20 protein-coding genes and 1 pseudogene are annotated in these 25,696 nt (G+C 69.9%); 10 read left to right on the top strand and 11 right to left on the bottom strand.

Features of this window, described 5'->3' with window-relative positions:
• Nucleotides 1-258 precede the first annotated feature (258 nt).
• The 8 genes and pseudogenes from B5F40_RS16660 to B5F40_RS08295 form a co-directional block, all read right to left on the bottom strand.
• Nucleotides 259-1,011 (bottom strand): annotated as a pseudogene (locus B5F40_RS16660) (ABC transporter ATP-binding protein); the annotation flags it as partial.
• Complete coding sequence (locus B5F40_RS16655; RefSeq protein WP_239442974.1) at nt 1,005-1,781, bottom strand: energy-coupling factor transporter transmembrane component T; 777 nt, start codon at nt 1,779-1,781, stop codon at nt 1,005-1,007. The gene B5F40_RS16655 and the pseudogene B5F40_RS16660, both read right to left, overlap by 7 nt.
• Nucleotides 1,781-2,413, bottom strand: a complete 633-nt coding sequence (locus B5F40_RS08325) for an MptD family putative ECF transporter S component (RefSeq protein ID WP_087193876.1) — start codon at nt 2,411-2,413, stop codon at nt 1,781-1,783. Before B5F40_RS08325 ends, B5F40_RS16655 begins: the two co-directional genes overlap by 1 nt.
• A 150-nt stretch (nt 2,414-2,563) precedes the next feature.
• Nucleotides 2,564-4,306: an ABC transporter ATP-binding protein gene (locus tag B5F40_RS08320; protein WP_087193875.1), complete on the bottom strand. Its 1,743-nt coding sequence runs from the start codon at nt 4,304-4,306 to the stop codon at nt 2,564-2,566.
• The gene (locus B5F40_RS08315; protein WP_239442965.1) at nt 4,306-6,180 is read right to left on the bottom strand and encodes an ABC transporter ATP-binding protein; all 1,875 of its coding nucleotides are present in this window, start codon (nt 6,178-6,180) and stop codon (nt 4,306-4,308) included. Before B5F40_RS08315 ends, B5F40_RS08320 begins: the two co-directional genes overlap by 1 nt.
• 486 nt (nt 6,181-6,666) lie before the next feature.
• Nucleotides 6,667-6,876, bottom strand: coding sequence for a cysteine-rich KTR domain-containing protein (locus B5F40_RS08305; RefSeq protein ID WP_446718590.1), 210 nt, complete (start codon nt 6,874-6,876; stop codon nt 6,667-6,669).
• Nucleotides 6,873-7,775, bottom strand: coding sequence for a TetR/AcrR family transcriptional regulator (locus tag B5F40_RS08300; RefSeq protein WP_239442964.1), 903 nt, complete (start codon nt 7,773-7,775; stop codon nt 6,873-6,875). The genes B5F40_RS08305 and B5F40_RS08300 overlap by 4 nt, the downstream gene beginning before the upstream one ends.
• 393 nt (nt 7,776-8,168) lie before the next feature.
• Entirely contained in the window at nt 8,169-9,284 is a 1,116-nt protein-coding gene (locus B5F40_RS08295) for a M20/M25/M40 family metallo-hydrolase (RefSeq protein ID WP_087193873.1), read from the bottom strand.
• A gap of 274 nt (nt 9,285-9,558) precedes the next feature.
• On the opposite strand from B5F40_RS08295, the gene B5F40_RS08290 reads away from it, so the two are divergent.
• Entirely contained in the window at nt 9,559-10,137 is a 579-nt protein-coding gene (locus B5F40_RS08290) for a nitroreductase family protein (protein WP_239442963.1), read from the top strand.
• Nucleotides 10,138-10,504: 367 nt separating this feature from the next.
• Here the strand turns inward: B5F40_RS08290 and B5F40_RS08285 are convergent, their stop codons facing one another.
• Complete coding sequence (locus B5F40_RS08285) at nt 10,505-10,819, bottom strand: hypothetical protein (protein ID WP_087193872.1); 315 nt, start codon at nt 10,817-10,819, stop codon at nt 10,505-10,507.
• Between the two features lie 160 nt (nt 10,820-10,979).
• On the opposite strand from B5F40_RS08285, the gene B5F40_RS08280 reads away from it, so the two are divergent.
• Nucleotides 10,980-11,870, top strand: a complete 891-nt coding sequence (locus tag B5F40_RS08280) for a LysR family transcriptional regulator (protein ID WP_087193871.1) — start codon at nt 10,980-10,982, stop codon at nt 11,868-11,870.
• A gap of 88 nt (nt 11,871-11,958) precedes the next feature.
• On the opposite strand, the gene B5F40_RS08275 is transcribed toward B5F40_RS08280, so the two are convergent.
• Complete coding sequence (locus tag B5F40_RS08275; protein ID WP_087193870.1) at nt 11,959-13,332, bottom strand: putative manganese-dependent inorganic diphosphatase; 1,374 nt, start codon at nt 13,330-13,332, stop codon at nt 11,959-11,961.
• 226 nt (nt 13,333-13,558) lie between these two features.
• Between B5F40_RS08275 and sdaAA the strand changes: the two genes are divergently transcribed.
• The 8 genes from sdaAA (at nt 13,559) to B5F40_RS08235 (ending at nt 23,081) form a co-directional block, all read left to right on the top strand.
• Nucleotides 13,559-15,190 (top strand): L-serine ammonia-lyase, iron-sulfur-dependent, subunit alpha, encoded by a 1,632-nt coding sequence (gene sdaAA / locus B5F40_RS08270; protein WP_087193869.1) that lies wholly within the window; start codon nt 13,559-13,561, stop codon nt 15,188-15,190.
• 771 nt (nt 15,191-15,961) lie between these two features.
• Entirely contained in the window at nt 15,962-16,705 is a 744-nt protein-coding gene (locus B5F40_RS08265) for a lantibiotic protection ABC transporter ATP-binding protein (protein ID WP_087193868.1), read from the top strand.
• Nucleotides 16,702-17,763, top strand: coding sequence for a hypothetical protein (locus B5F40_RS08260; RefSeq protein ID WP_239442962.1), 1,062 nt, complete (start codon nt 16,702-16,704; stop codon nt 17,761-17,763). The genes B5F40_RS08265 and B5F40_RS08260 overlap by 4 nt, the downstream gene beginning before the upstream one ends.
• Entirely contained in the window at nt 17,760-18,827 is a 1,068-nt protein-coding gene (locus tag B5F40_RS08255) for a lantibiotic ABC transporter permease (protein WP_239442961.1), read from the top strand. Before B5F40_RS08260 ends, B5F40_RS08255 begins: the two co-directional genes overlap by 4 nt.
• 302 nt (nt 18,828-19,129) lie before the next feature.
• Nucleotides 19,130-19,642, top strand: coding sequence for a hypothetical protein (locus B5F40_RS08250; protein WP_087193867.1), 513 nt, complete (start codon nt 19,130-19,132; stop codon nt 19,640-19,642).
• 325 nt (nt 19,643-19,967) lie between these two features.
• Nucleotides 19,968-20,630 (top strand): response regulator transcription factor, encoded by a 663-nt coding sequence (locus tag B5F40_RS08245; protein ID WP_087193866.1) that lies wholly within the window; start codon nt 19,968-19,970, stop codon nt 20,628-20,630.
• A gap of 49 nt (nt 20,631-20,679) precedes the next feature.
• Complete coding sequence (locus B5F40_RS08240; RefSeq protein WP_087193865.1) at nt 20,680-22,638, top strand: histidine kinase dimerization/phospho-acceptor domain-containing protein; 1,959 nt, start codon at nt 20,680-20,682, stop codon at nt 22,636-22,638.
• A 92-nt stretch (nt 22,639-22,730) separates the two neighbouring features.
• A complete protein-coding gene (locus tag B5F40_RS08235; protein ID WP_140396457.1) occupies nt 22,731-23,081 on the top strand; it encodes a hypothetical protein in 351 nt (116 codons plus the stop codon).
• Nucleotides 23,082-23,213: 132 nt separating this feature from the next.
• Here B5F40_RS08235 and B5F40_RS08230 read toward each other — a convergent pair whose 3' ends face one another.
• A complete protein-coding gene (locus tag B5F40_RS08230) occupies nt 23,214-25,580 on the bottom strand; it encodes an ATP-dependent helicase (protein WP_087193863.1) in 2,367 nt (788 codons plus the stop codon).
• Nucleotides 25,581-25,696 lie beyond the last annotated feature (116 nt).

The raw sequence follows: 25,696 nt of genomic DNA, 5'->3' as shown, positions 1-25,696 counted from the left end.
GGCGGCGAAGCTCACGGGGCGCACCGAGCGCAAGCCCGCCGCATGCAGCTGATCGTCCGAAAGCGCGCTCAGCTGCGCGGCGCTCTTCTCCCACGCGACGCGCCCCTCCTCCAAAAGCACGAACCTGTCGGCCACGTCCATGAGGTAGCCCAGCCGATGTTCGGCCACGACGACGGTGCGCCCCTCGGCCTTCCACCGCGCGATGACGTCCGCGAGCATGCGGATCGAGCGCACATCCAGGTTGGAGGCCGGCTCGTCCAGCACGAGCACGCGCGGGCCGTGGGCCGACACGCTCGCGCACGCGATCTTCTGCCTCTCGCCGCCGGAGAGCTTGAACAGGTTGCGGTCGAGCAGCCCGCGAAGCCCGAAGCGCTCGACCGCATCCAGCACGGCCGCGTCGATGCGCTCCGCGTCCCAGCCCATGTTCTCGCAGCAAAACGCCAGCTCGCTCGTGCTGTCCACGTTGAAGAACTGACTGCGCGGGTTCTGGAACACGCTGCCCACGAGCGCCGCCGTGCGCGCGATGGGCTCCTCGCTCGGATCGAGCGCCGCCCACGCCGCGCCGTCGCCCGCCGCCGCGCCGTCGCCCGCCGCACGTGCGCCCGCCGCCGCGCGACCGCCCGATGCGCGTGCGCCCGCGCCGTCGGTGGGCCCCACGCGCACCTCCCCCCACAGATCGCCCTCGAAGAACTGGGGGACGAGGCCGTTCACGAGGCGCGTGAGCGTGGTCTTGCCGCAGCCCGACCGCCCGCACAGAACCACCACCTGCCCTGCGGGCACGTCCAAGCACACGTCGTCGAGCGCATACGAGCCCTCCGGCGCGCCCTTGTGCCGAAACGACACGTGCCGCACGCTCACGGGTGCCCCGCCGCGCGCGTCCGGGGAACCGCCGCCGGCCCTCCGCACGGCTGCCGCGCCCCGCGACGCCGCCGACGCCGCAAGCGCGCCCTCCGGCCCCGCATCAGGCGCCCCGCCGCGCGCGTCCGGCGCGCAGCCGTCCTTCCCTACCATCCCAGAACCCCCTTCGTCATGGTGAACGCCGCGAGCGCTAGCATGAGCGCCGCAAGCGCGATGTCCGCCGCCCCGAAGCCCACCTGGCAGCGGCTCGTTCGCCGCGCCTCGCCGCCAAGGCCGCGCGCGACGCTGGCCGCCGACAGCTCGTCGCCGATCTTCACGAGGCTCACGATGAGCGGCACGAGCCGGTACTCGATCATCGCGACAGGCCCGCACCTCCATCCCACGCCGCGCAGGTGCATGGCGTCGCGGATGGAGCGGTACTCCTCCAGCACCGTCGGGAAGAACCTGAACACCACCGCGAAGGGGATGATCACCTTCTGCGGCAGGCGCAGCCGCTCGAACGCCGCCACGAACTCGCTCACCGTGGTGGTGGCGAACAGGTAGTACGCGAACACGGTGCCGGGAAGAAACGACAGCACCATGGCGGTCACGAGGCGCAGAAGCACCGCGAGCGGGCTCGTCGCGCCGAGGGCCTCCAGCAAGACCCCTTCGTTGAGCAGCTCCAAGACAAGCGACGCCAAAAACGCCGCGGAGAACCCGAAGGCGAACGCGCGGCGCCCCGCCTGGGCGAGCAGCGCGACCGCCACGGCCACCGCCGCGGATTTGAGCGCGAACCCCACAGGCGAGTATCCCGAGGCCAGAAGCGTCACGTTCGCGCACACGAGCATGGCCACCTTCGTGCGCGGATCGAGCCAAAAGCCCTCGCGCGCTCCGAGAACGACGGGCTCGACCGCGGCGGGCGCGGCAGACGAGGCGCCCGCCATCACGCGATGCCCGCGCGCTCGAAATGCTTGCGCAGCACCTTCGTTCCGATGAACGCGCCCACAAGCGCGCATACGACGATGCCCGCGAGATCGGCGGCCAGCATGCCGCCCGACACGAGCGAGATCATCTCGTCGACGTACGCGTCACCCTGCGAGGCGCGGTACGGCTCGAAGTACGCCTCGGTCATGATCCACATCGGAAGCTGCGTGCCCACGATCCACAGCGAGAACACGCAGTGCGACGCGATGGCCGCCTTGACGCTGCGATAGCCCCCTGCCTTCAAGATGAGGTCGGCGACCAGCCCGCACACGATGCCGAAGCCAAGGCCGATGGGACCGTAGCCCATCAAGAACGTGAGCAGCCCCATGAGCGCGCCCATGATGGTGACCATGCCGAAGCTTCTCACCTTCGTGTAGAACAGCATCTGGGAGATGCCCGACACGAGGGCGAGCGGCAACGGGAACAAATACGCCATGATGGGGATCATCCCCAGGCACCCGCACGCGAAGAAGATGACGAAGTAGATGACCGCGAACACCGCGCACGTCACCAAATCGCGCACCCCGATGCCCCGCTTCTGCTCGATCTGCCGCTTCGCGCCGCGCGGCGCCTGCTGCGTTGCCTTTTCCATGGTGAAGCCTCCTTTTCGTCGAAACGTCCTATCGTCCGGCCCGCGCGCCGCGGGCCGTCTTCGCAATCGGCGGCGCGAGGCCGCCCGCCAAGCCGGGCGCGCGCCTTCGCCGGCCGCCCCGCCGGACGGCCTGCGGCGGGGCGGCGCCCCTCACAGCTTCCATCCGAGCGCCGCCTCGCGGCCCTGCACGAAGCGGCGGTAGAGGCCGTCTTCGCGCATGAGCTCGTCGTGGCGTCCGCGCTGGACGATGCGGCCGCCGTCCAGCACGACGATCTGGTCCGCACGGCGCACGGTGCTCAGCCGGTGGGCGATCATCACCACGGTCTTGCGCGCGCACAGCGCTTCGATGGCGGCCACCAGGTCGGCCTCGTTCTCGGGATCGACGTTGGCCGTGGCCTCGTCGAGGAGCACCACCGGCGCGTCTTTCAGAAGCGCCCGCGCGATGGAGATGCGCTGCCTCTCGCCCCCGGACACGGTGGCCCCTCCCTCCCCGATCACCGTGTCGAAGCCCTGCGGCAGGGCGCGTGCGAAGTCGTAGCAGCGCGCCGCGCGAGCCGCGGCCATCACCTCCTCGTGCGTGGCCTCGGGCCGGCCGAAGCGGATGTTGTTCTCCACCGTGTCGTTGAACAGGTACACGTTCTGAAACACCATCGAGAAATTGCCCATGAGCGCGTCGAGCTTCCAGTCGCGGACGTCTGCGCCGCCAAGGAGCACCGCGCCCGCGTCCGCGTCCCAAAACCGCGCCATGAGGTTCACGAGCGTCGTCTTGCCCGACCCGGACGGCCCCACGATGGCGCAGGTCGTCCCCGCGGGGATGGACAGGCTCACGTCGTCGACGACCGTGCGCACCCCCTTCCCCTCTCCGTACGAGAAGCTCACGCCGTCAAGGACGATCCCCGCGTCGGCGGCCCGCTCGACGTCCCCGCGCTCCTCCATGAGCGGCGTGGAGTCCACCTCCTCCACGCGGTCGATGGACGCGTCCACCATCGGCAGCATGAACGCGAGCGAGCCGGACTGCTCGATCTGGCTGTAGACGAAAAACCCGCCGACGATCATGAGCAGGCACTCGAACAGCTCCATCTCGCCCGCCAGATGCAGCCAGACGGACAGCGCCACCGCCGCTACCGCGAACAGGCGCAGCACGCATTGCTGGGCCACGGTGTAGGGGATGCTCTTCTTCTCCAGGAAGAAGTTCTGCTGTTCGGTTTCGCGGATGGTGCGTTCGAGCGAGGTGGTCGCGTTGCCCATGAGGTTGAACGACTTCACCACGGCAAGCCCCTGCAAGTATTCCAGCACGCCGTCCACCAGGCGCATCTGCGCGGCCAGACGCGCGGGCGAATGCCTTTGCGACATGGCCAGCATGCGGGAGTTCACCCACAGCATGCACGCGATGCCCGCAAGCAGAACCGCCCCCACGCGCCAATCGACGAAGGCGAACCCGACGGAGAGCACCGCCGCGTGCATGATGCCCGTGAGGATGCGCACCACGATGGCGCCCGCCATGCTCTCCATGTCCTCCATCGTGGAGGTGCAGATGGCCGTGAGGTTGCCCAGGCTGCGCTCGTTGAAAAACCCCATGGGCACGTGCTTCAGGCGCTCGCCGATGGAGATGCGCTTGTCGTCGAGCATGAGGTAGGCCGCGCGCATCTCTCGCTTGTGGCTCGCGTAGTGCAGCACCGCCTGAGCCGCCACCGCGGCCGCCATGATCCCGAACGCCGCCTGCGCCGTCTGCGCGGACAACGTGCCCGCCAGCATGTCGCGCAGCACGACGAACAAAGGGACGATCTCCACCGCGATGGCGATGGCCTGGAAGAACTCGAGCACGATGGACACGTACCAGTCGCGCGCGTGCCTTCCCGCGAACCGGAAGAACTTTCGGTAGATGGCAAGCATCAGCGCACCTCCTCGCACGCCGCGGACGCGGGCGCCTCGTCGTCGGCGGCATCGGCAGAGCCGATGTGCGCCCTCCACATGTCCGCGTACAGCGGGCACGTCTCCAACAGCTCTCCGTGCCGTCCGCACGCCGCGACGCGCCCATCGTCGATAACCGCGATCTTGTCCGCGCCGGTGACGGTGGACAGCCTATGCGCCACCACGATGAGCGTCTTGCCGCGCGACAGGCGCGCGATGGCGTCCTGCATGGCGGCCTCGCTCTCCGGGTCGACGTAGGCCGTGGCCTCGTCGAGCACGACGATGGGCGCGTCCTTGAGCATGGCGCGGGCGACGGCGACGCGCTGGCGCTCCCCGCCCGAGAGGCGCCCGCCCGAGCCGCCCGCCGCGGTCATATACCCCCGCTCGAGGCCCTCGATGAACCCGTGGCAGCCGCTCGCCTCGGCGCACGCCACCACCTCGTCGTCGGAGGCGCCGGGGCGGCCCATGCGGATGTTGTTCATCACCGTGTCGTCGAACAGGTAGTTGTCCTGGGCCACGTAGGCCACCAGGTCGTTCGCCTGCTCAAGCGGCATGGTGCGCACGTCGGCCCCGCCTATGCGCACCGCGCCGGCGTCGGCCTCCCATTGCGACGCCACGAGCTTGGCGATGGTGGACTTGCCCGATCCGGAAGGCCCCACGAGCGCAAGCGTCTGCCCCTCGCCCACCGCAAGGTCCACGCCCTTCAGAACGGGCGCGCCGCCGTAGGAGAACTCCACGCCGGCAAGCTCGACCGCATGCCCTCGCACGCACGCGCGCTCGCTCGGGCGCTCCATCTCCGGCTGGTCGAGCACCTCGCCGATCTCGCCCACGATGGTGGCGATCTTGGCGATCTCGTCCGTGAACATGATGGCGGCGAACAGCGGCCCCATGATGCCGAGCGACAGCACCGTGACGGTGATGAACGTCGGCACGGCAAGCGACCCGTCCATCACGAGCAGGCATCCGAGCGGCAGCACGGCGATGAGCACCGCCGGCCACACGCTCATCATGATGGCCGTCCACGGCAGCGTGGTGCGGCTCCACTCCATCATGAGCCCCGAGTTCGCGCGCACCGCGTCGGCGAACTTGGCGTAGGACGCCGCGGACTGGTTGAACGCCTTGATGACCTCGATGCCGCCGATGTACTCCACGATGGCGGCTCCCATGCGGCCTTTCGCGGCCACCACCGCGCCGTACTTCTGCGCGTAATCGCGCATCTCGACGGCGTAGCACAGAAAGCCCACCGGTATGGTGGCGAGCGAGGCGAGCGCCATGCGCCAATCGAGCGCGAACTCCACGGCCACGATGACGAGCGGCACGAGCAGGTTCGCCGTCAGCTCGGGCACCACGTGCGCAAGGGGCACCTCCAGCTGCTCGGCGCGCTCCACGAAAGCGGCTTTCAGCTTGCCCGAAGGCGTGTCCAGCACGTAGCCGAGCGGCATGCGCGAAAGCTTCGCCGCAAGCGCGCGGCGCACCTCCGAGAGCACCGCGAACGTGGCTGCGTGCGAGACGGTGGTCGACCACCCCATCAAAAGCGCCTTCGCCACCTGCCCCGCCGCCGCAACGCCGCACCACGCGAGGTAGAACCCGAAGTCGCGCACGCCCTCCACGAGCGCCGCGGCCATGGCCGCCACGGCCGCGTACGGCAGAAAGCCGCACGCCACGCCCGCGACGGCGAGCGCGATGGAGGCCGCGTACGTCCCCTTGCGGGGAGCCGCCAACATGAACAGCCGCTTGAACGGCGGCGTCGAAGCCTTCTCGTTCGGTGCGTGCGAAGGCCTAACAGACGCGGCTTCGCCGGGGTCGTCCCGCGCGTCCGTCGCGCAGGGGACTGTCTTCTCTTTCACTGTCCTCACCGCTTTCCTTCAAACGAAAACGAGCCGACAGGCGCCCTCCTCCCAGAGGGGCCTGTCGGCTCTGCGTCAATGCGTCTGGCTCTTATGAGGTTCGCCGTCCCGGCGAACGGCAGGGACGGCGGCGAATCGCGGACTTCCGCGCAAGCGCGGCGTCCGAAATGGCAAAAAATCACCGATTTCGGAAGCCCGCCTTGCCGCTTCGCGCCGCTTCAGGGCTCCCGAATCTTTGCGATCAGGCGTTTCGCGGCCTCGTTCGGCAGAGGGTTTCCGAAATCGGTGATTTTCCGCCATTCGGAGGCGCCTTTCCGCTAAGCCGAGACCGAGACGCGCCCGTCGCGCCCGCGACGCCCTTGCGCCCGCGCGCGGGCCGGAACCCGAGCAAGGCCGAGGGACGCCGCATCGCGCGTGGCAAGACGCGCCGCCAGGGAGCTCTCGCGACCGTCCGCGCGGACGCCCTGCGCGCCCTTCGCAGGCGGGCCCGCGTCCTCACGGACGGACGGCCGGACCTCCCTCCGTCCCCAAGCTCACCACGGTCTCGCGATGGCACTTCGGGCAGAACAGCGGGAAGTTCGCCAGCACGGTGTCGGGACGCGCCTTCGTGCGAGTCTTGCAGCCGCACACCGGGCAACGCACCCACCCCTGCGCGTCGACCGCGCAGCGCACGCCCGCGGCGCGCAGCCGGTCCGCGGACGTCACGGCGAGCCTCCCCGCGCCTCCACGAGCCGTTTCAGCTCGTCGGCCGCCGCAGGGTCGGACGGCGGCTTCGGCACGCCCGCGGACACGTCGTAGTCGGGGTAGAAGATGGTGTTCCAGCCCGCACGGTAGAACAGGCACAGCCGCTCCACGTAGGCATGGGCCTCCTCGCGCCCCATGTCGTGGGCCACCACCTCGAAGATGCCGGTGAAGCACGCCGTGTTGATCATGTGCATGATCTCGGGCGTGAGGCGGCCCGAGGTCACGGCGTCGTTTCCCACGGCCTCGATGTAGCGGTACGTCGTGGCGCTGTCCAGCTCCACCATGCGGTGCATGAACCGTTGGTACAGGTCTTCTTTGCCTCCGCACACGAGGATCTTGAACTCGGCGAAGTGATCGTACAGGAAATCGACCATCCAGCCGATGCCCCGGTCGGCGTAGGCGTTCATCTCGGTTCGCTGCATCGCGGGATCCATCTGGCCGAAGTCGTCGAAGCAGCGCTCCATCCTCGCGTACAACTCTTCGATCACCGGTCCCACCACGGCTTCGTACAGCGCCGCCTTGTCGGGATAGCGCACGTAGATCGCGCCCTTGCTCGACCCGGCACGCTCGGCGATGGCGCACAGCGACGCGGCTTCGTAGCCCTTCTCGAAAAACTCCTCGCGCGCGGCGGCCAAAAGCCGCTCGGTCGCGTCCTCATCGCGCTTCGCCAGCGCCCTCACCCCTTCCGTCGCCTCGCCTTGGCGCGCCGCCCGATCCCCGCCGCGCCGCTCTGTTTCCTCGCGCCCGACCCGGGACGTCTCTCCCGCCGCCTCGCGCGTGTCCTTATCAAAACCGTCGGTTTGAAACCGGCGGTTTTGATTATAGGGACAACGCACGAATGTGTCAACTAAGGTTAACAAGTCGCATGCCATCGGAAGATGGAGTCCGAAGCAGCCCGGAGCGCGGAGAACGCGAAAGAGGGCGCGGAGCAAGAGGCTCGCAGATGGGGGCTCCGCTCGCGCGGAGCCGTCGTCGCCCGAAGCGGCCCCGCGAAGCGAAAACGAGGACAGGACGCCCCGCCGCTGCTGTAACAGGACGCCGCCCGCGACAGCAAAGCCCCGGAAGCGACAACTGCGGCGGCGCGACAGCTGCAACGACCGCGGCGACAGCGCGCCGGTAACGGCAACTGCGGCGGCAGCGCGCCGGCTGCGACGACCGCGGCAACAGGATGCCAGCTGCGGCGGCGCGCCGGCTGCGGCAAAGCACCGGAAGCGGCAGGATACTGCCCGCGGCGAGCCGGCAGCAGCAGGGTTCTACCCCCGCGCCCCCTCGGCGATAAGGGCCTCCACGAGACGCGCCGAGCCCTCGAGGTCGGCCACGGCGATATGCTCGTCCACGGAATGGAAGGCCGTCATGCCGATGCCCAGCGTCACCGCGCGCACGCCGCGGGCGCACAGCACGTTCGCGTCGGCACCGCCGCCCGATCGATGAAAACGCGGCTCGAGGCCCGCCGCGCGGATAGCCGACGAGAGGCCGCGCACCAACTCGTCATCCTCGTCGTAGAGCACGGCGTCGTAGCTTTTCGTCCATTCGACCTCGACCGCGCCGCCGAAGCGCGCGGCGGCGTCCTTAAGGGCGGCCGTCATGGCGGCCTTCTGCGCCCCGGCGCGCTCGGCGAAAAGCGAGCGGCACTCGCCAGCCAGCGCGCACGCATCCGGCACGACGTTCGTCGCGCAGCCGCCCGAGATCGTCCCGATGTTGGCGGTCGTGGCCTCATCGATGCGCCCGAGCGGCATCGCGCCCACCGCCGCAGCGGCCATGGCGATGGCCGACGCGCCCTTCTCCGGCTCGACGCCCGCATGCGCGGCGCGTCCCGAGAAGCGGGCCTTGAGCGCCCAGTGGCACGGAGCGCCGACGATGACGGTGCCGGGAGCGCCGTCGGCATCGAGCACGTAGCACGGCGCGCCGGCAGGAAGCTCGCCCTCGGCCAGCGCCCCGGCCCCCAGAAGATGCAGTTCCTCGCAGGTGGTGAGCAGCACGGTGATGTCGGGGCGGGAGGCTCCGTCCTCGAGAGCGGAGCGCACGCCCTCGAGGATGGCCGCCACGCCGGCCTTGTCGTCGGCCGACAGGATGGTGTCGCCGGCCGAGCGCACCACGCCGCCCTCCACGACAGGCTCGATGCCCGCGCACGGCTGCACGGTGTCCATGTGGGCCGAGAGCACGATCGCGCCGCCCGCCGTGCCGGGCAGGTGCGCGATGAGGTTTCCCGTGTCCGACCCCGTCTGCGAAGCCGACCCGTCGAAGCGCACCTCGAACCCCAGGGAGCGCAGCTCGTCGGCGCAACGGCCCGCCATCGCCGCCTCGCGGCGCGAGGGGCTTTCGATGCGGACGAGTTCGCAGAACAGGTCGAGCAGACGGTTCGAGTTCATGAGGCTCCTTCCAACAGGGTTCGACGAAAGCCCGCGGCGACGAGGGGCGGCGCCGAAGCGCAGACGTCCTTGCGCCCCGACGCGCGAGGCGGTGCGCAGCGAAGCGCCGCGGCGTCTTCGGCGAAGCGCGCTTCCCGTCGCCGCGCTCGCGCATCGCCTGTCGGGTATGGGCGATGCGCAAACGGCGCGCTCCATTATAATGCGGGGCGAACGGACGCGCGCGGCGATCCCGGCAACGGAAGGTGCGCGGCGCGCAGCGAAACGAGGAGGCCCCATGCTGCAAGACATCATCGCAACCTGCCGGAGCTACCGCCGCTTCGACGAGAGCGCGCGCCTCAGCCGCGCGACGCTCGTATCGTGGGTGGACGCCGCGCGCCTCGTCGCGTCGAGCGGAAACGCCCAGCCGCTGCGCTACGCCGTCGCAACCGACGAAGGCGTATGCGCGCAGGTGTTCTCCTGCTGCGCTTGGGCCAAGGCGCTGCCCGATTGGGACGGACCCGAGCCCGGAGAGCGCCCAAGCGGCTACATCGCGATCTGCCGCGATCGCGACCGCACGCTCGCCGACACGTTCACGGCCTGGGACGAGGGCATCGCCGCGCAGACCATCATGCTGCAAGCGGCAGAAGCCGGCTTCGGCGGCTGCATCGTGGGGTCGTTCAAGAAGCGCGGCGTGGCCGACGCGCTCGGCATCGACCGCGAGCGGTTCCAACCCGACCTCGTGCTCGCGCTCGGCAAGCCCGCAGAAAAGGTGCGCGTGACGAGCATGTCCCCCGGCGGTTCCACCGCCTACTGGCGCGACGCCGAAGGCGTCCATCACGTCCCGAAGCGCGCGCTCGCAGACGTGCTGCTGTAGAGCGCTTTGCACGGAGGCGATGGAGGGCCTGAGCGAGGGAGGGGGGGGGCATGGAGCCATGTCGATAATAAGCGAAGGCTGGCTGGGCAATCGCCTAGCCAGAGCCGCCAAGCTCCTTGGGCATGGCCAAATCAGGCTGGTATCTACTGTAATGGGCTGCACGACGAAGGCGCGCAAGCAATGGGGAGCGTCTGCACGACGAAGGCGAGAAGGGTGCGGGCAGATCGCGCGTGCCCTGCCGTGAGCTACACGCGTCCACTGCGGATCGCGCGCGCCCTCCGCGGGCTACACGCCTCCACCTCGAACCGCACGTCCCCGCCGCAGGCCGCACGCCCCACCGCAAACCATGCGCCCCGCATCAGGCGGGCTAGGCTTTCGAATGCGCGGAGACGGGGCGGCAAGGCACACCATCCTTGCGCCGCTCGTCGAGACGGCGGTTGCGGAAGTACACGGCCCAGTTGGCGCCGACGCACACGAGGTTGACAAGGTAGACGGCGAGCACCCAGTTCACCGTCCCGGACGCGAACTTCGCCGCGATGCCGGCCACATACCCCGCCGTGATGAGCGCGATGAACTGCCAACTCGACCCGGCAGCCGTGCCCGCCTTGTAACTTTTGTACCCGTTGATCGGCCACGACAAACCGAAGCAGACGAGCATCGCCGCCTCCAGAACCTCCGACATGCGCTCTTCGCCTTCGTTCCTTGCTCGCCGCCGAAGCCCCGACGGCATCCGTTCGTGTTCCGCGTCTCAGCGTACGACTCGCCATCACCTCTGTCTAATATATACTTTTTTATAAAATGATAATATGCATATTATGAGTTAGAAGCGAAGGAGGGCGAAGATGGAGCTTTTGCAGCTTCGGTACTTCGAGGAGGTGGCGCGCACGCAGCATGTCACGAACAGCGCGAAGCGGCTCAACGTCGCGCAGCCCGCGCTCACGCAGTCCATCAGGCGGCTCGAGCGCGAGCTGGGCGTGAAGCTGATCGAGCGCGTCGGGCGCAACGTGCGCCTCACTCCTTGCGGCGCGGTGCTGCACGAACGCGTGCGACCCGTCCTGGCCGCGCTCGACGCGCTGCCCGCCGAGCTGGCCGAGACGGCGGGACGCGAGCAGGCCACCGTGCGCCTCGCGATAGAGTCGGCCTCCACCCTGGCCGTCGAGGCCATCGCCGCCTACCGTGCACGCCGCCCGAACGCCCGCTTCGTCGTCATGCAGAACGCCGATCAGCGCTGGGACGTGCGCCTGCGCACTGCGCGGCGCGGGGACGGCGGTCGCGGACGCGCGGGCGATCCGGCTGCCGTCGCACGCTTCACCGAGCGCATCGGGGCAGCGGTGCCGGCCGAGCGCGCAAAACGTGGCCCCCTCGCGCTCGACGAGCTGGCCGCCGACCCGTTCATCTGCCTGGCGGGAAGCCGCGCCTTCCGCACGGTGTGCGACGAGGCGTGCGCCGATGCGGGCTTCGCGCCGCGCGTGGCGTTTGAAAGCGACAGCCCCGCCGTGGTGAAGCGCATGATCGGCCTTGGGCTGGGCGTGGGGTTCTGGCCCGAACGCAGCTGGGGAGGCCTCGCCGACGGCAACGCCCGGCTCGAACCGCTCGCCGACGCGCGGTTCGTCCGCACGCTCGAAGTGCTTCGCCACGACGGATCCTCCTCAGAGGAGGCCCGGATGTTCTGCGACTTCCTCGTATCGTTTCTCGAGGATCGATGGAGCGAGCCTTCGCCGCTCGGCGCGTAAGACCGCGACCGACCACGCCCTTCGCCGAAGCGACGGGCGCGCGAATCGCAATGGGCGCCGCACCGGCGACGCGACGGCGCGGCGCGTTCTATGCGCCGAGTATCTTGGCGGCCACCTGCTTCTTGCGGCTCAGCACGCCGGGCATCCACGTGCCGCCGACGCCCGTGCACTCGATGTCGAACGCGCGGTTGACGATGCGGCGGTTCCCCTCGCAGAGAAACTGGCTGCCCTCGGCCACGATGTCGGTGACCATGAGCAGCACGAACTCGTAGCCGTGCGCCTCCCTCAGGCGGCGCATGTACTCGCGGATCTCCTCCTCGCGCTCCATGACGCCGGGAAGGTCCACCGTCTCGCGCTGGGCGATGAGCACCGTGGCGTCGCCGATCTGGAACTCCTTCGAATCGGCGCCGACGAGCTTCTCCACGGGCATGCCCGCCTCTCCCCCGCGGCACTTGAACACCGACAGCCCGAACTCCACAGGGTCGACGTCGAGGATGCCCGCGAGGTGCTCCACCTGCTCCCGGTCGACGTAGGTGGTGGTGGGCGACTTCAGCACCACCGTGTCGGTCATGATGGCGGACAGGAGCACCGCGGCGATGGCTCGCGGGATCTCGATGCCGAACCGGCGGTACTCCATGGTGACGATGGTGGCGCTCGAGCCCACAGGCAGGTTCGTGAACTTGATGGGCGAGGTCGTCATGACGTCGCCGATGCGGTGGTGGTCGATGATCTCGACAACCTCGGCCTCCTCGATGCCGGGAACGGCCTGACGCGTCTCGTTGTGGTCCACGAGGATGACGCGCCGTCGCGGCCGCACCGCCACGTCCGAGCGCGTGACGATGCCGATGGCGAACCCGTCCGCATCGAGCACCACGGCTTCGCGCAGCTCGCTGGCCATGAGGTCCTCGACGGCTTCCTTGAGCAGTCCGTCCTTGTCCAGCACGAGCACGTCCGTCTCGGTGATGTCCTCTACTTTCTGGTCGAGCGAGGCGATGAGGTCGTTCGCCACCGCCACCTCGTCGGCGCCGCCCTCCTCGAGCTTGTCGGTCGCCGCGATGTAGCGCTCCGCGATCATACGCGTGGTGACGAGGCCCCGGTACGTGCCGTCGTCGTTCGTGACCACGAGAGCGCGGATGTTGTGCTGGCGCAGCAGCCGACCGGCCTCCAAGATGGTGGCGTCACGGCCGATGGAGAGGGGGCTCGGCGTCATGACGTCGAGCACGCGCGCGTGAATGTGGCCGATGATCTCGGGCGCGGGCAGACCGTTGCTCTTAAGCACCCACGCCGTCTCGGGCGGCAGCGGCCCCAGGCGAGCGGGCACGTAAGAGCTCGCCGGGCGGCCGGCGGCCTCGTCGCGGCGTGCGAGCTCGTTTTTGAGATGCGCGTACGCGACCGCCGCGCAGATGGCGTCGTTGTCGGGGTTCTTGTGCCCCACCACGATGATCGGTGTCGATGCCGGCATGCGATGCTCCTTCAACGGTAAGGCCCGAAACGGACGGGCCGAGGCTTCGTATCCCCAAAGCGCGCCCAGCGGCCCCGCCGACGCCGCGCTTTGGCGCGCCCTAGTATAGCGCGCCGTCGGGACGCCGCCCGCATTTCGTCGCCGAATCTTGCGAAAGTGCAGACGAAAGGCCCCGCATGCGTTACGATGGCCCCGCGCGCACAACGAGGCAGCGAAGGAGAACGACATGGAAACGCTCGGACTGACCGACATCATCGGGCCCGTCATGGTGGGGCCCTCGAGTTCGCACACGGCGGGCGCGCTGCGCATAGCCTCCATGGCGCGCAGCCTGTGTCTGGCCGAGCCCGTGCGCGTCGAGTTCTCGCTTCTGGGGTCGTTCGCGCACACGCTTTCCGGACACGGCACTGACAAGGCGCTCGTGGCGGGCATGCTGGGATTTGCGGCCGACGACCTGCGCATTCGCGATTCGTTCGCCCTGGCCGAACAGGCCGGGCTCTCGTTTTCCTTCGCGCCCCTGCCCGACGCGACGGACTACGAGCACCCCAACACCATCGACATCCGCGTGATCGACGCCGCCGGCAACGAGATGGCCGTGCGCGGCGAGAGCGTGGGCGGCGGCGCGGCGGTCATCCGGCGCATCGACGGCATCGACGTGCGCATCACCGGCGAGAGCACGAGCGTGGTCGTGCGACAGCGCGACGAGGCCGGCGTGCTCGCCCACATCGCCGCCTGCATCAGCGAGCGCGGCGTGAACATCGCCACGACGCGCCTCTACCGCGAGCGCAAGGGGGCGGTGGCCTACACGGTGCTCGAAACCGACGAGGGCGTGGGGCCTGAGGCGAAGGCCGCCATCGAGGCGCACCCCGCCATCCTCGACGTGCGCGTCATTCCGGGCGATGCGCGCGGCGCAGGGTCGGCAGACGGCGGGCGACAGACGGAAGCTGCGGACGCGGCGGGGGCGCTCGAGCGCTTCCGCGAACTCGACTTCCCCAACGCAGCGGCGTTGCTCGCATGGTGCGAAGCGCACGGCGCGACGCTCTCGGAGGCGTTTTTGGAACGCGAGGCGGCGCTTGCGGCCAGCCTCGGGCGCGCGGACGGGGCGCGGGCCTACTTGGCGGGCGTGCTCGACGTGATGCGGCGCTCCGCGCAAAGGCCCCGCGAGGAGGCGCTGCCGTCGATGGGCGGGCTCATCGGCGGCGAGGCGCGCAAGCTCGCGGCCCTGGTCGCACGCGGAGGGTCGGCGTGCGACGCGCAGCTTTCGGACGCCGTCGCGTTCTCGATGGCGGTGCTCGAGACGAACGCGTCGATGGGGCGCATCGTGGCGGCGCCCACGGCGGGGTCGGCCGGCGTCATCCCCGGCGTGCTTTTGGCGCTGCAGCGCTCGCACGGCCTGTCGGACGACGACCTCGTGCGCGGTCTGGCCGCTGCGGCGGCGGTGGGCTACCTCGTCACGCGCAACGCCACCGTATCGGGCGCGGAGGGCGGCTGTCAGGCCGAGGTCGGCTCGGCTGCGGGCATGGCCGCCGCGGCCGTCGTCGAGCTTTTGGGCGGCTCGGCTGAGCAGTGCCTCGATGCGGCCGGCAACGCGCTCATGAGCCTCATGGGGCTTGTGTGCGACCCGGTGGCGGGTCTGGTGGAGGTGCCGTGCCAGAAGCGCAACGCCGCCGGGGCCGCGGTCGCCCTCGCAAGCGCCCAGATAGCGCTCGCGGGCATCGGCAACCTCGTCGACTTCGACCAGACCGTCGAAGCCCTGTACGCAGTGGGCCGCTCGCTTCCTTTCGAGCTGCGCGAAAGCGCCCTCGGCGGCATCGCCGCCGCGCCCTCGGCCCGCGCCTGGTGCCCAGGCTGCGCAAGGTAGACCCTCCCGACACGGGCGAACGCCCTGCAAAGCCCTCGGATGCGGGCGAACGCCTCTGAGCCTCCCGGGGGGATAAGGACGGCATCGGATCGGCGACAACCCGCCATCCCTTTCTGGAAGTTGGCATCAGCGGCGTTCGGTTATAAGCGCCGAACGCCGCGTCCGCGCACCTCGACCGTCCGCGCCCTCATGGCCGCGCCCACGTGCCCCGCGCGCGTCGCGCAAGCGCCCCACCTCTCCATGGCCGCGCCCGCACCCGCCCCGCGCCCATCCCGTCCCGGCACCCTGCCTCTGCGGGCGCGCGCCCGCACCTCGCCCCGACTCCCCCACTTCCCTATGAGCACGCCCCGCGCCCCTGCCCTTGCGGGCACGTCTGCACCTCGTCCCCGCGCCCCTGCCCTTGCGAGTGCGTCTGCGCTCCTGCCTCGTGTGCACCGTCCCGACACCCCGCTCCCACGGGCGCGCCCGCGCCCCCGCCCGACCCTCGTCGGACGCGTCGGGGCGCCGTCGCCTGAAACGATCGCCTTTCGCGCCTGAAGCGGTCGCCTCAGGCGACGGCGCGGGGCACGCGCCGACGATGAGGCATCGCGCCGCGCCGGCGAAAAACCTTCCCCGCCGTTAAGGCTTCGTTAGATTCAGGGCGCATGCTGGTTTCCGTTCGATGAAGGACCCGCCGGGACGCGCGGCGCATGACATGCGCGACCGCCGGGGCCGGATAGGCAGAATGTGCGACGTGAACGACGAAGAGCGCGAACGGAAAGGACGGATTCGATGGAATGGGCGTTGGAGACGCGGATGCTGACCAAGCGGTTCGGTCGCGGCGCGCAGGCGCAGGCGGCGGTGGACCGCGTGTCTTTGCATGTGCCCGAGGGCGCGGTGTACGGGCTGCTCGGGCCGAACGGAGCGGGCAAGTCGACCCTGCTCAAAATGGTGGCGGGCATGCTGCACTCCACCGAAGGGCAGATCACGGTGGCGGGGCGGCCGTGGCGGCGGGAGGATTTGCGCTCGATCGGCTCGCTCATCGAGACGCCGCCGCTCTACCCCAACCTGACCGCGCGCGAGAACCTGCGCGTGCGCACGACGCTTCTGGGCATCCCCGACGAGCGCATCGACGAGGTGCTGCGGACGGTCGGCCTGACGGATACGGGCTCCAAGCGCGCCGGACGCTTCTCGATGGGCATGAAGCAGCGCCTGGGGATAGCGCTCGCGCTTCTCGCGCGGCCACGGCTGCTCATCTTGGACGAGCCGACCAACGGGCTCGACCCCATCGGCATCGAGGATCTGCGCGGGTTCATCCGCGCATTGCCGGAGCAGGGCATCACGGTGGTGGTGTCGAGCCACATCCTGGGCGAAGTGGCGCAGGTGGCGGATCGCATCGGCATCATCGCGCAGGGAAGGCTGGCCTACGAGGACAGGCTTGATCCCGCCGCCGACCTGGAGCGGCTGTTCATGGACGTGTGCCGCGAGGTGGCGGCGTCGCGACGCGGCGCGCACGGAGAAGGGGGAGAGCGATGAGGACGCGCGAAGCATCGAGGGCGGCTACCACGACGCAAAGCAGGGCGGCTGCGCGGGCCGGAGCCGAGGTCGCCAGCCGCATGGTCGCCGCGCGGGCTGGACGCGCAGGCTCCGCAAGCGCCAAAGGCGCGCCGTCTGCGCAGGACGGATGCGCGGCCGAAGGCCAAACGGCTGCGCAGGCCGAACGCGCGGCGACGCTCGACGAAAGCGGTGCGAAAGGAATCGCCGCGAAAGAGTGCGGGCGCTCGGGCATGCAGGGATGCGCCGAAAGAGGCGACGAAAGCGAACGTCTGGAAACGGACGCCGGGTTCGCCGCAGCGCTGCGCGCCGAGGCGCTCAAGGGCCGCCGGGGCGCGCCGCGCAAGATCGCGCTGCTCATGCCGCTGCCGTTTTGCCTGATGGGAGCACTTGCAGGCGGCATCGGCGGTGGAGGGGCCGTCGGGGCGTTCTCCACCTACGGCTGGAATTGGTGGTACGCGCTGCCGCTGCCCATCGCCATCGCGCTCATCGCCACCTCCGTCGCCAACCTGGATGCCCGCCAGAAGCTGCGCCCGGTGCTGGGGCTTCCCGTGCCGCCCGCGCGCACCTGGTGGGCGAAGACGGCCTACGCGCTTTCGCTCGTGTTCGCCGCGAACCTCGTGGTGCTGGCCGCCTCCATCCTGGTGCGCGCGCTCGGCGGGGCCGCGCCCGGCGCTCTGGCGGGATTTGCGACGGCGGCGATGCTGACGGCGGCCAACGCCTGGGCGGTGCCGGCCTCGCTTGCGCTGGCCACGCGCTTCGGCTCGCTTGCGGGCATCGCCATCCCCGCGCTCGCGCAGCTGGGGCTGGGCATCGGGCTGTGGACGAGCCCTTGGTGGTTCCTGTTCCCGCCGACCACGGCGCTCGTGGCGGTATCCCCCCTCGTGGGCGTGGCGCCCTCGGGCGTGCCGCTCGCCCCGGGCGACGCGCTGGGGGCGTTTGGCTGGGAGACGGCGGCGGGCCTCTTCGTGGCGCTTGCGCTCTTCGCCGCGCTCGCCGCAGCGGGCGCGCGCTGGTACGCGGGGAGGGAGGCGCGATGAAGGCGGCAGGATCCTGGGGGCATGCGAGAGTGCCTGGGGATTCGAACCCCAGATGCGCCCAGGGCGTGCATGGGGAGCGCGGGGCGCATCGCGAAGCCCGCGACAGCATCCGCGCAAACCGCGCGGGCATGCGCGCCCGCGACTGCGACCAAGGTCGCGGGGGCGATGGGGCGCGCGAGCCGATCCGCCGCCCCTGCGGCGCGGACGGCCGCGCCGTGCGCTCCGAAGCCGGCATGCGGCGCGCGTCGGCGGCTGCGAGGCTCACGCGCGCCTTGCGCTCCGAAGCCCTTAAGCTGCGCCGCAGCCCGCTCGCGCCGCTGCACCTGGCGCTCGCGCTTGCGCTCGGCCTGGCGGCCGGGGCCTATTTCGGCTACGCGCCGTGGGACAGCCTTCTCGGCGCGGACGCGTTCTTCCAGCTGCTGGGCGCGGGCGCGCCGCTGCTCGCAGGGCTGTCCTGCGGGCTTGCGCTCGACGCGGAGCGCGAGGCGGGCGAATGCGCGAACCTCCTGGGCGTCCCCTCGCGCCGCATCGCGCTGGCGGCGAAGGCGGCGGCGCTGTGGGCTCTCGGGCTTTCAGCGGCCGTCGTCGCGGCGCTGGCGTTCTTCGCCCCGGTGGCGGCTGCGGGACGCGCGACTCCCCCGCTCGCAACGTGCTTGGCGGCAGCCGGCGGCGTGGCGGCGGGCAGCATCGGGCTGTACGTCGTCCTAACATGGACGGCGCTGCGTTTCGGGCGCAACGCCGCCATCGGCGCGGGCGCGCTGGGGTTCCTCCTTGCGATGGGTTCTATGGGAGGTTTGGCGAACGGGCTGGTCACGGGAACGCTCAGCGGCGAATTCGGCGTGGAGCTGGCAGCGTTTCTCCCCTTTGCATGGCCCTCGCGCCTCGCCTCGCTGACCGTGGAGCTGGCAGTGGCCGGGCAACTGGGCGCCGCTGGGCAGGAAAGCGCGCTCGTCTCGGCGTTCTCGCAGGTGGCGGTTACGTGCGCGATCCTCACGACGGCGCTCGCAGCCGTCTCGCTTGCGCGGGCGAACCGCTACGAGGACAGGCGTCGCGCCGGGGAATAGCCGCCCGCGTCGCGCGGAGCGCTTCTGCCGGCAGGAGGAGTGCGGCACGGTGGGCGCTAGGCAAGCTTCGATGCCCGCCCGTCACCCCGACGCCACGCATCTCGCCACCCCGCCGCCGCATGTCGCACGATTCTGTCGCCGCGCCCCACTGCCGCACCGCTGCGCTCAGCGTGTTCGGAGCGCCCTGGACGGTTGCGGACGGCCGCATCCCGACCGTCCGCCGCGGCACGCGGCACCACCTGCGGCGGGACCTCGGGCGCCCTGCCGCGTTTCATCCGACTCGAAGAGGAAGGAGGCCCCTCATGGGCCGAAAGATCGCGTTTTCGGGCGTTGCGCTCGCCGCCGTCTGCATCGTCGCGCTCGCAGCTGCAGCCTTGGCAGCCAACCTGTTCCCGGGAAACATCGTCTCGCAGCTCATCGACCGCGCGAACCCGCTCGCACCGAGCGCGACAGCGTACGCGCGCGTGCCCCCGGCGGATTCCTACGTGGATTCCTGGCGTGATGCGAGCGGGGCTTACGACGACTACCGCTACCTCGTGGACGCGGTCGACGCCCAAGGCGCCCCGTTGCGCGTGAGCGTGAACGCGTTCGGCTCGAAACTGGGCGAGGCGGAGCAGCCCGCGGCAACGGCAGAGGCCGACGGCGCCGAGGCTCCCGCATCGTCCACGGAGGTCGGCAGCGCGGAGGAGCCCGCGCCGTCCGCAAGCGACGAGCCCTTCGCGTGGATGCGCCTCCAGGTGAAAGGCGCCACGACGGTGACATGGGAATACGTCGCCGAAGAGGACGTTCCCCGCGCGGCTGCGGATATGCTATGATCGCACGGTTCGCGGAGAGGCCCGCCGCTCGGACGGCGATGGCCCGGACGACGGTACGAGCCGCTCGGGCAGCCATGCGGTCGGCGGCCACCAGGGCGATGTCGCGGACGACCGAACGGAAGCCGCCGGTTCCGGCGGCGATTCGAGCGGCGAAGACGGCAATGCCCGCTTGGACCGCCGCGCGGGCCCCATCAGCGGCGACCCGCACCGCCCAGGCGGTCGTGCAACCACCGCCGACGAAGCCGGCTGCCCGGGCCGCGCGAGCCCGCGACGAGCGCGGCTCTGGCAGCCGAGCACCAAGAGAGACGCGCGAGGAGGGCCGGACATGGCGCGCATCCTAACGATAGACGACGAGCAAGCGATCCTCGATGTGCTCGCGCGCGTGTTGCGCCGCGACGGGCACGAGGTGGAGGGCTGCGCCGACCCGTTGCGAGCGCGGCAGATGGACCTCTCGCGCTTCGACCTCATCATCTGCGACGTGATGATGCCCGGCCTGGACGGCTTCGAGCTGGTGCGCGGCATCCGCGACGAAGTGGACGCGCCCATCATCTTCCTCACGGCGAAGGTGGCCGAGGAGGATGCCGTGATGGGCTTGGGACTGGGAGCGGATGACTACCTCCGCAAGCCCTTCGGCAACGCCGAACTGCGCGCGAAAGTGGCCGCGCATCTGCGCCGCGAGCACAGAGAGCACAGGCAGGCTCTCACGTTCGGCGCGGTGCGGCTTGACCTGGGCGCCAAGGAGCTGTCCGTGGGCGGCGAGCGCGCGCAGCTCACCCCCACCGAGTACGAGATCTGCGAGTTTTTGGCGCGTCGGCGCGGCCAGGTGTTCTCGCGCGCGCAGCTGCGCGAGGCGGTGCTGGGATGGGACAGCGCCTCCGACGATGCGGCCGTGTCCATGCACGTGAGCCGTGCTCGCGCGAAGCTGCGCGCACTGGGCGCCGACCCGGTGGGCACGGTGTGGGGGATGGGGTACAAATGGCAGCTGTAGGGCACCGCGCTCCGGTCGGCATCGAGGGCGGCGAGGGGAAGGAGGGAGCATGGCGGCGATGAGGGATCGAGCGGGACGGCACGTGCGCGAGCGGTTGGCGCGAGAATCGTCTGCGTCCGCTCGAGGCGAAGGCGCACGTCGACGTCGCCCGGAGCGCCGCAAAGGGATGCCGCTCGCGCTCGTCATCGCACGCTACTTCGTTTACGCCCTCATGGCGACCGTGCTCGTCGCCGTTGCGACGTTCGGCACGCTCCTCGCACTCGTCGAAGGAGGCGTCGTGTACGCCGCGAACTACGCCGAGAGCAACGCCGACGCCGTCATCGGCGCGCTGGAGACGGGCGAGCTCGCCCCCGAAGAGCTTCCCTCGTGCTACCGTTGGGCCGTCTTCGACGCCGACGGCTCCCCGCTCGCTTCCGACATGTCCGCCGCCGAAGCGTCCGAAGCGCGAAACGTCCTCGAATCCGGAGAGAGCGTGACGCACGTGGGCCTGCTCGGCAGCGCGATGCTGCAGGTGAAGGCGACGCTTCCCGACGGCGGCACCTGCGTGCTCCAATACGACTTCGTGCCCGACTTCACCTCGCGCGAACTGCGCGACGCGCTGCCCGACCCGCAATCGCTCGCAACGGCGCTGCTCGGCATACTGTTCGTCGCCGCGATGGCCCTCATCGCCACACGTGCCGCCCGCGTTATCTCGGCGAAGATGCGCCCCCTCGTCCTGGCTGCCGCCCATATCGAGCGGCAGGAGCTCGACTTTGAGACGGGGCACACGAACGTGCGCGAGGTGAACGACGTGCTGGCGGCCATGGAGCGCATGCGCGTGGCGCTGAAGGAGTCGCTCGAAGGGCGCTGGCAGGCGGAGGAGGCGCAGCGCGCGCAGATGGCGGCGCTCGCGCACGACCTGAAGACGCCGCTCACCGTGGTGCGCGCGAACGCCGAGTTCCTCAGCGAGGAGGAGGGGCTCTCCCTCGACGCGCTCCAAGCCGCAGAGGCGGCGGCCGAGGGCGCCCGTCGACTCGACGCGTACGTGCGCCTGATCATCGATGCGTCGCGCGACGGCGGGACGGGCGCGCACCGAGAGCGCATCGACGCCGCGGCATGGGCGAACGCATGCGAGACGGCGGCGCGGCGCGTGGCCGATGCGGCTGGCGTGCGCCTCGAAGCTGTGAGGGAGAGGGGCTTCATCAGGCGCGCGGAGGCAGTGCCCCTTGTCTGCGATGCGACGGCGCTCGAACGCGCGGCGCTCAACCTCGTGGCGAACGCCTGCGACCACGCGCCGAAAGGGAGCACGGTGCGCCTGACGTTCGCATGCGAAGACGCTCGTTTGCGCGCTGGCAGGGCGACGGACGCGAAGGCTGCACCCGCGCTCGAAGACGCGCAGACGCAAAAGACGCGCGCATGGACGGCAGAAGGGCTGATGACAAGCGCAGACGACGCGGGAGCACGAGCGACGGATGCGAACGAGAAGGCAGCACGGACACCGAGCGCGCGAAAGCAAAGCGAGGACGGAAAGGCGGGAAAGCGAACGACCGGCGAGGACGGCGCCCTCAGCGGCGCGGCGCCGATGCTCGCCCTTACCGTCGAGGACGAGGGCGCGGGCTTCACACCCGCGGCGCTCTCCCGCGGCTGCGAACGCTTCTTCCGAGACGATGCTTCCCGCGCCCGTATCGGGACCGGCCGCGAGCGCTGCGACGGCGCCATTGCGACTGGCGGCCGTGCCGGAGCCGCGGACGGCGATCGCAAGGGAGGCGCCGATGTCGATCGAGGATGCGGCAGGGGCTCAGACAGCGCTGCAGCAGGCGACGTCAAGCGCGCCGAAGACGGCGCGTCAGACCGCGCATGCGGTGAAGGAGCTGCCAAGCCGGGCAGTCCGTCGGCTCCGGAAGCCTCCCATTACGGTCTGGGACTTTCCATCGCCTCCGATATCGCGCACGCGCACGGAGGCTGCATCGAGCTGGCGAACCGCCCTTGTCGCGGCGCACGCGCCACCCTCCGCGCCGCCTGGGAATGACGACGGGGTCTTCATCCCGGTCGTTGCATCGGAAAGGCGCTCGAGGCGTCGTCGCCCTCGGAGCCGACACCGTCGAGGATCCGGTCGAGGGCATGGGGCTGCCGGCCGAGAATGCGAAGACGCCCATCGAGCGCTACAACGATCCGACCGCAAAAGCGTCGACGAGGGCTTCGGCAAGCGTCCAGCCGCCTATTCCCCATGGACGCGCCGCCAGCCTACGCGTGCCGCTTCGACAGCGCTGGCGTGCTCGTGCCCATGGCGGCCCTGGGTGCGACGACCTGCGCCCGCTCGACGACGCGGACGAGCCCATCAGGAACTGCGCGTTGCAGACAACATACAGGACGGGCGCTATCTGGCGGAGTATCCCGTCACCGTGGGCAGTCGCAGCTCGGCGCGCGCTCGCGTTCGGCAAGCTGGCCGACGAGAACGCAGGCGGCGTGTAGCCGACACGGCGTCCAAGAGGCCCGTCGCCCCTCCCCGCAGCGGCCTCACGGCGACGGCCCCGGCGGGTGCAACGCCAGCCGGGGCCGTCGCCTCCTGCGCGTCGACCCGCCGCTTCGACACCCGCCGAAACGTCAGCCGCCGATCTTCACGATGGGAGCGTAGTCCTTCAGCAGCTTCTTCGTCTGACCGGTCTTGGAGAATCTCACGTGAAGCGTGTCGCCGTCCACCTTGACGACCGTTCCACGGCCGAACGTCTTGTGGTCCACGGCATCCCCTTTTGCGAACGCCATCTTCGCAGCAGCCTTTTTCTCTGCGCCGGGGCGCACGTAGCTGCCGGCCACGCGGCCCTGCCGCGCGTCGGCGCGACCCGCCGACCCCGAGGCGCTCGAGCGCCCGAACACGCGCCCGCCTCCGGCCTCCGCGCCGCTGCCCGCTATCCCTTTGCGGCTTCCGCGTTTCTCCCAGCCCGTGCCACTGAAGCCGGCCGAGCCGAGGCCCGTGGTCCGGCGCAGCTCGGAGGGGATCTCCTGGACGAAGCGCGACACGGGGTTCGACGACGTCTGACCGAATATCTGGCGCGCGTAGGCGCAGGTGAGGTAGAGCCGCTTGCGGGCGCGCGTGATGGCCACATAGGCGAGCCGCCGCTCCTCCTCGATGCCTGCCGCATCGCCGACGCTGTTCATATGGGGGAACAGCGTCTCCTCCATGCCGGCCACGAACACGCAGTCGAACTCGAGGCCCTTCGACGAGTGCACGGTCATCATGGTGACGGCATGCCCGTCCTCGGCCACCGTGTCGAGGTCGGTGCGCAGGCGAACCCATTCGATGAAGTCGGCGAGCGAGTCGCCGCGCAAGACGCGCACGGGCTCGTCGGCCCCGTCCGCCGTGTCCTCGCCGCCATCCGCCGTAGGAGCAGCGTAGTCGGCATCCTCCTCGTCGTGCGTGTCCGAGAACTCGTCCACGACGCCCAAGAACTCTTGGATGTTCTCGATGCGCCCGCGCGCTTCGTCGGTGTTCTCAGCCTGAAGGGCATCGACAAGACCGCTCTTGTCGACGATAGCCTCGACGATCTTGCGCAGATCGCCTTCGTAAGTGCGCGCCTCGTTCAAGAGCCCCACGAACTCGGCAACCGCCTGGCGCGCGGATGCGCGCAGCTCCGGATCCACGATGGCCAGCTCCGCCGCCTCCAAAAACGGCATGCCCATCTCGCGCGAGAATTGCTCGATGCGCTCGACGGTGGTCTTGCCGACGCCGCGGCGCGGCACGTTGATCACGCGTTTCGCTGCGATGTCGTCGGCCGGGTTCACCACGAGCGTGAGGTAGGCCATCACATCGCGGATCTCGGCGCGGTCGAAGAAGCGCGTGCCGCCCACGATGCGGTAGGGCACGCCCGCGCGCAGCAGCATGTCCTCAAGCATACGGCTCTGCGCGTTCGTGCGGTAGAACACGGCCATCTGGTTGTACGTGAGGCCCGCCGCGCGCTGCTTCTCTATCTCGCCTGCTATCCAACGGCCCTCGTCGCGTTCGTCGGAAGCCATGTACACCTGGATCTTGTCGCCATCCTCGGCGGCGGTGAAGAGCCTCTTCGCCTTGCGGTGCTGGTTGTTGGCGATCACGGCGTTCGCAGCCGCGAGGACGTTGCCGACGCTGCGGTAGTTCTGCTCGAGCTTCACCACATGGGCCTCGGGGTAGTCCTGCTCGAACTCGAGGATGTTGCGGATGTCGGCGCCGCGCCAGCTGTAGATGGATTGGTCGTCGTCGCCCACCACCATGATGTTCTTGTGCTTGGCGGCCAGAAGGCCTGTGATGGCGTACTGGGCGTGGTTCGTGTCCTGATACTCGTCCACCATAAGGTAGCGAAAGCGGTCCTGATAGGCATCGAGCACGTCCGCGTGGTTCTTGAGCAGCAGGTAGGCGTACAGCAGGAGGTCGTCGAAGTCGAAGGCGTTCGCGGCCTTGAGGCGCTCCTGCAGGCACGCGTACACGCGCGCGGCCACCTTCCCCACCGGGTCGCTCGCCTGCTTCTCGAACTCAAGGGGCACCACCAGCTCGTTCTTCGCCGTGGAGATGCGGTTCATGAGGGCGTTCACGGGGAAGCGCTTCGGGTCGATGTCGAGCTCGGCCATGATCTCCTTGTACAGGCGCTTCTGGTCGTCGGTGTCGTAGATGGTGAAGCTCTTCGTGAAGCCCAAGCGCTCGGCATCGGCGCGTAGGATGCGCACGCACATGCTGTGGAACGTAGACACCCACATGCCGCGGCAGCGCGGGCCCACCAGGCCGGACAGGCGCTCGCGCATCTCGGCGGCCGCCTTGTTCGTGAACGTGATGGCCAGGATCTCCCACGGGGCCACGTCGTGGTTCTCGATGAGGTTCGCGATGCGGTACGTGAGCACGCGCGTCTTGCCCGAGCCGGCGCCGGCGAGCACGAGCAGCGGCCCGTCTATCGTGGTGACCGCCTCGCGCTGCGGCCCATTCAAAGTGTCGATGTCGATTGGCATATGAGCAGTCTCCTACGGATGCGGAACCAAGCTTCGGTATTTTACCGCTTTTCGACGGGCCGGTATCCAAACGCGCGCAATCTGCGCAAGGGAGGGAGGGCTGTCACTTATACACA

It is taken from the genome of Gordonibacter sp. An230, assembly GCF_002159915.1.
Lineage (GTDB): Bacteria > Actinomycetota > Coriobacteriia > Coriobacteriales > Eggerthellaceae > Rubneribacter.
This window is presented reverse-complemented; position numbering and strand designations above follow the sequence as displayed.

Bases quoted from the DNA above. Each gene is read 5' to 3' on its own strand.
- B5F40_RS16655 (WP_239442974.1), bottom strand. From the start codon at position 1,781: ATGGCGGGCGCCTCGTCTGCCGCGCCCGCCGCGGTCGAGCCCGTCGTT.
- B5F40_RS08325 (WP_087193876.1), bottom strand. From the start codon at position 2,413: ATGGAAAAGGCAACGCAGCAGGCGCCGCGCGGCGCGAAGCGGCAGATC.
- B5F40_RS08320 (WP_087193875.1), bottom strand. From the start codon at position 4,306: ATGCTTGCCATCTACCGAAAGTTCTTCCGGTTCGCGGGAAGGCACGCG.
- B5F40_RS08295 (WP_087193873.1), bottom strand. From the start codon at position 9,284: ATGAACTCGAACCGTCTGCTCGACCTGTTCTGCGAACTCGTCCGCATC.
- B5F40_RS08290 (WP_239442963.1), top strand. From the start codon at position 9,559: ATGCTGCAAGACATCATCGCAACCTGCCGGAGCTACCGCCGCTTCGAC.
- B5F40_RS08285 (WP_087193872.1), bottom strand. From the start codon at position 10,819: ATGTCGGAGGTTCTGGAGGCGGCGATGCTCGTCTGCTTCGGTTTGTCG.
- B5F40_RS08280 (WP_087193871.1), top strand. From the start codon at position 10,980: ATGGAGCTTTTGCAGCTTCGGTACTTCGAGGAGGTGGCGCGCACGCAG.
- B5F40_RS08275 (WP_087193870.1), bottom strand. From the start codon at position 13,332: ATGCCGGCATCGACACCGATCATCGTGGTGGGGCACAAGAACCCCGAC.
- sdaAA (WP_087193869.1), top strand. From the start codon at position 13,559: ATGGAAACGCTCGGACTGACCGACATCATCGGGCCCGTCATGGTGGGG.
- B5F40_RS08265 (WP_087193868.1), top strand. From the start codon at position 15,962: ATGGAATGGGCGTTGGAGACGCGGATGCTGACCAAGCGGTTCGGTCGC.
- B5F40_RS08260 (WP_239442962.1), top strand. From the start codon at position 16,702: ATGAGGACGCGCGAAGCATCGAGGGCGGCTACCACGACGCAAAGCAGG.
- B5F40_RS08255 (WP_239442961.1), top strand. From the start codon at position 17,760: ATGAAGGCGGCAGGATCCTGGGGGCATGCGAGAGTGCCTGGGGATTCG.
- B5F40_RS08250 (WP_087193867.1), top strand. From the start codon at position 19,130: ATGGGCCGAAAGATCGCGTTTTCGGGCGTTGCGCTCGCCGCCGTCTGC.
- B5F40_RS08245 (WP_087193866.1), top strand. From the start codon at position 19,968: ATGGCGCGCATCCTAACGATAGACGACGAGCAAGCGATCCTCGATGTG.
- B5F40_RS08240 (WP_087193865.1), top strand. From the start codon at position 20,680: ATGGCGGCGATGAGGGATCGAGCGGGACGGCACGTGCGCGAGCGGTTG.
- B5F40_RS08235 (WP_140396457.1), top strand. From the start codon at position 22,731: ATGGGGCTGCCGGCCGAGAATGCGAAGACGCCCATCGAGCGCTACAAC.
- B5F40_RS08230 (WP_087193863.1), bottom strand. From the start codon at position 25,580: ATGCCAATCGACATCGACACTTTGAATGGGCCGCAGCGCGAGGCGGTC.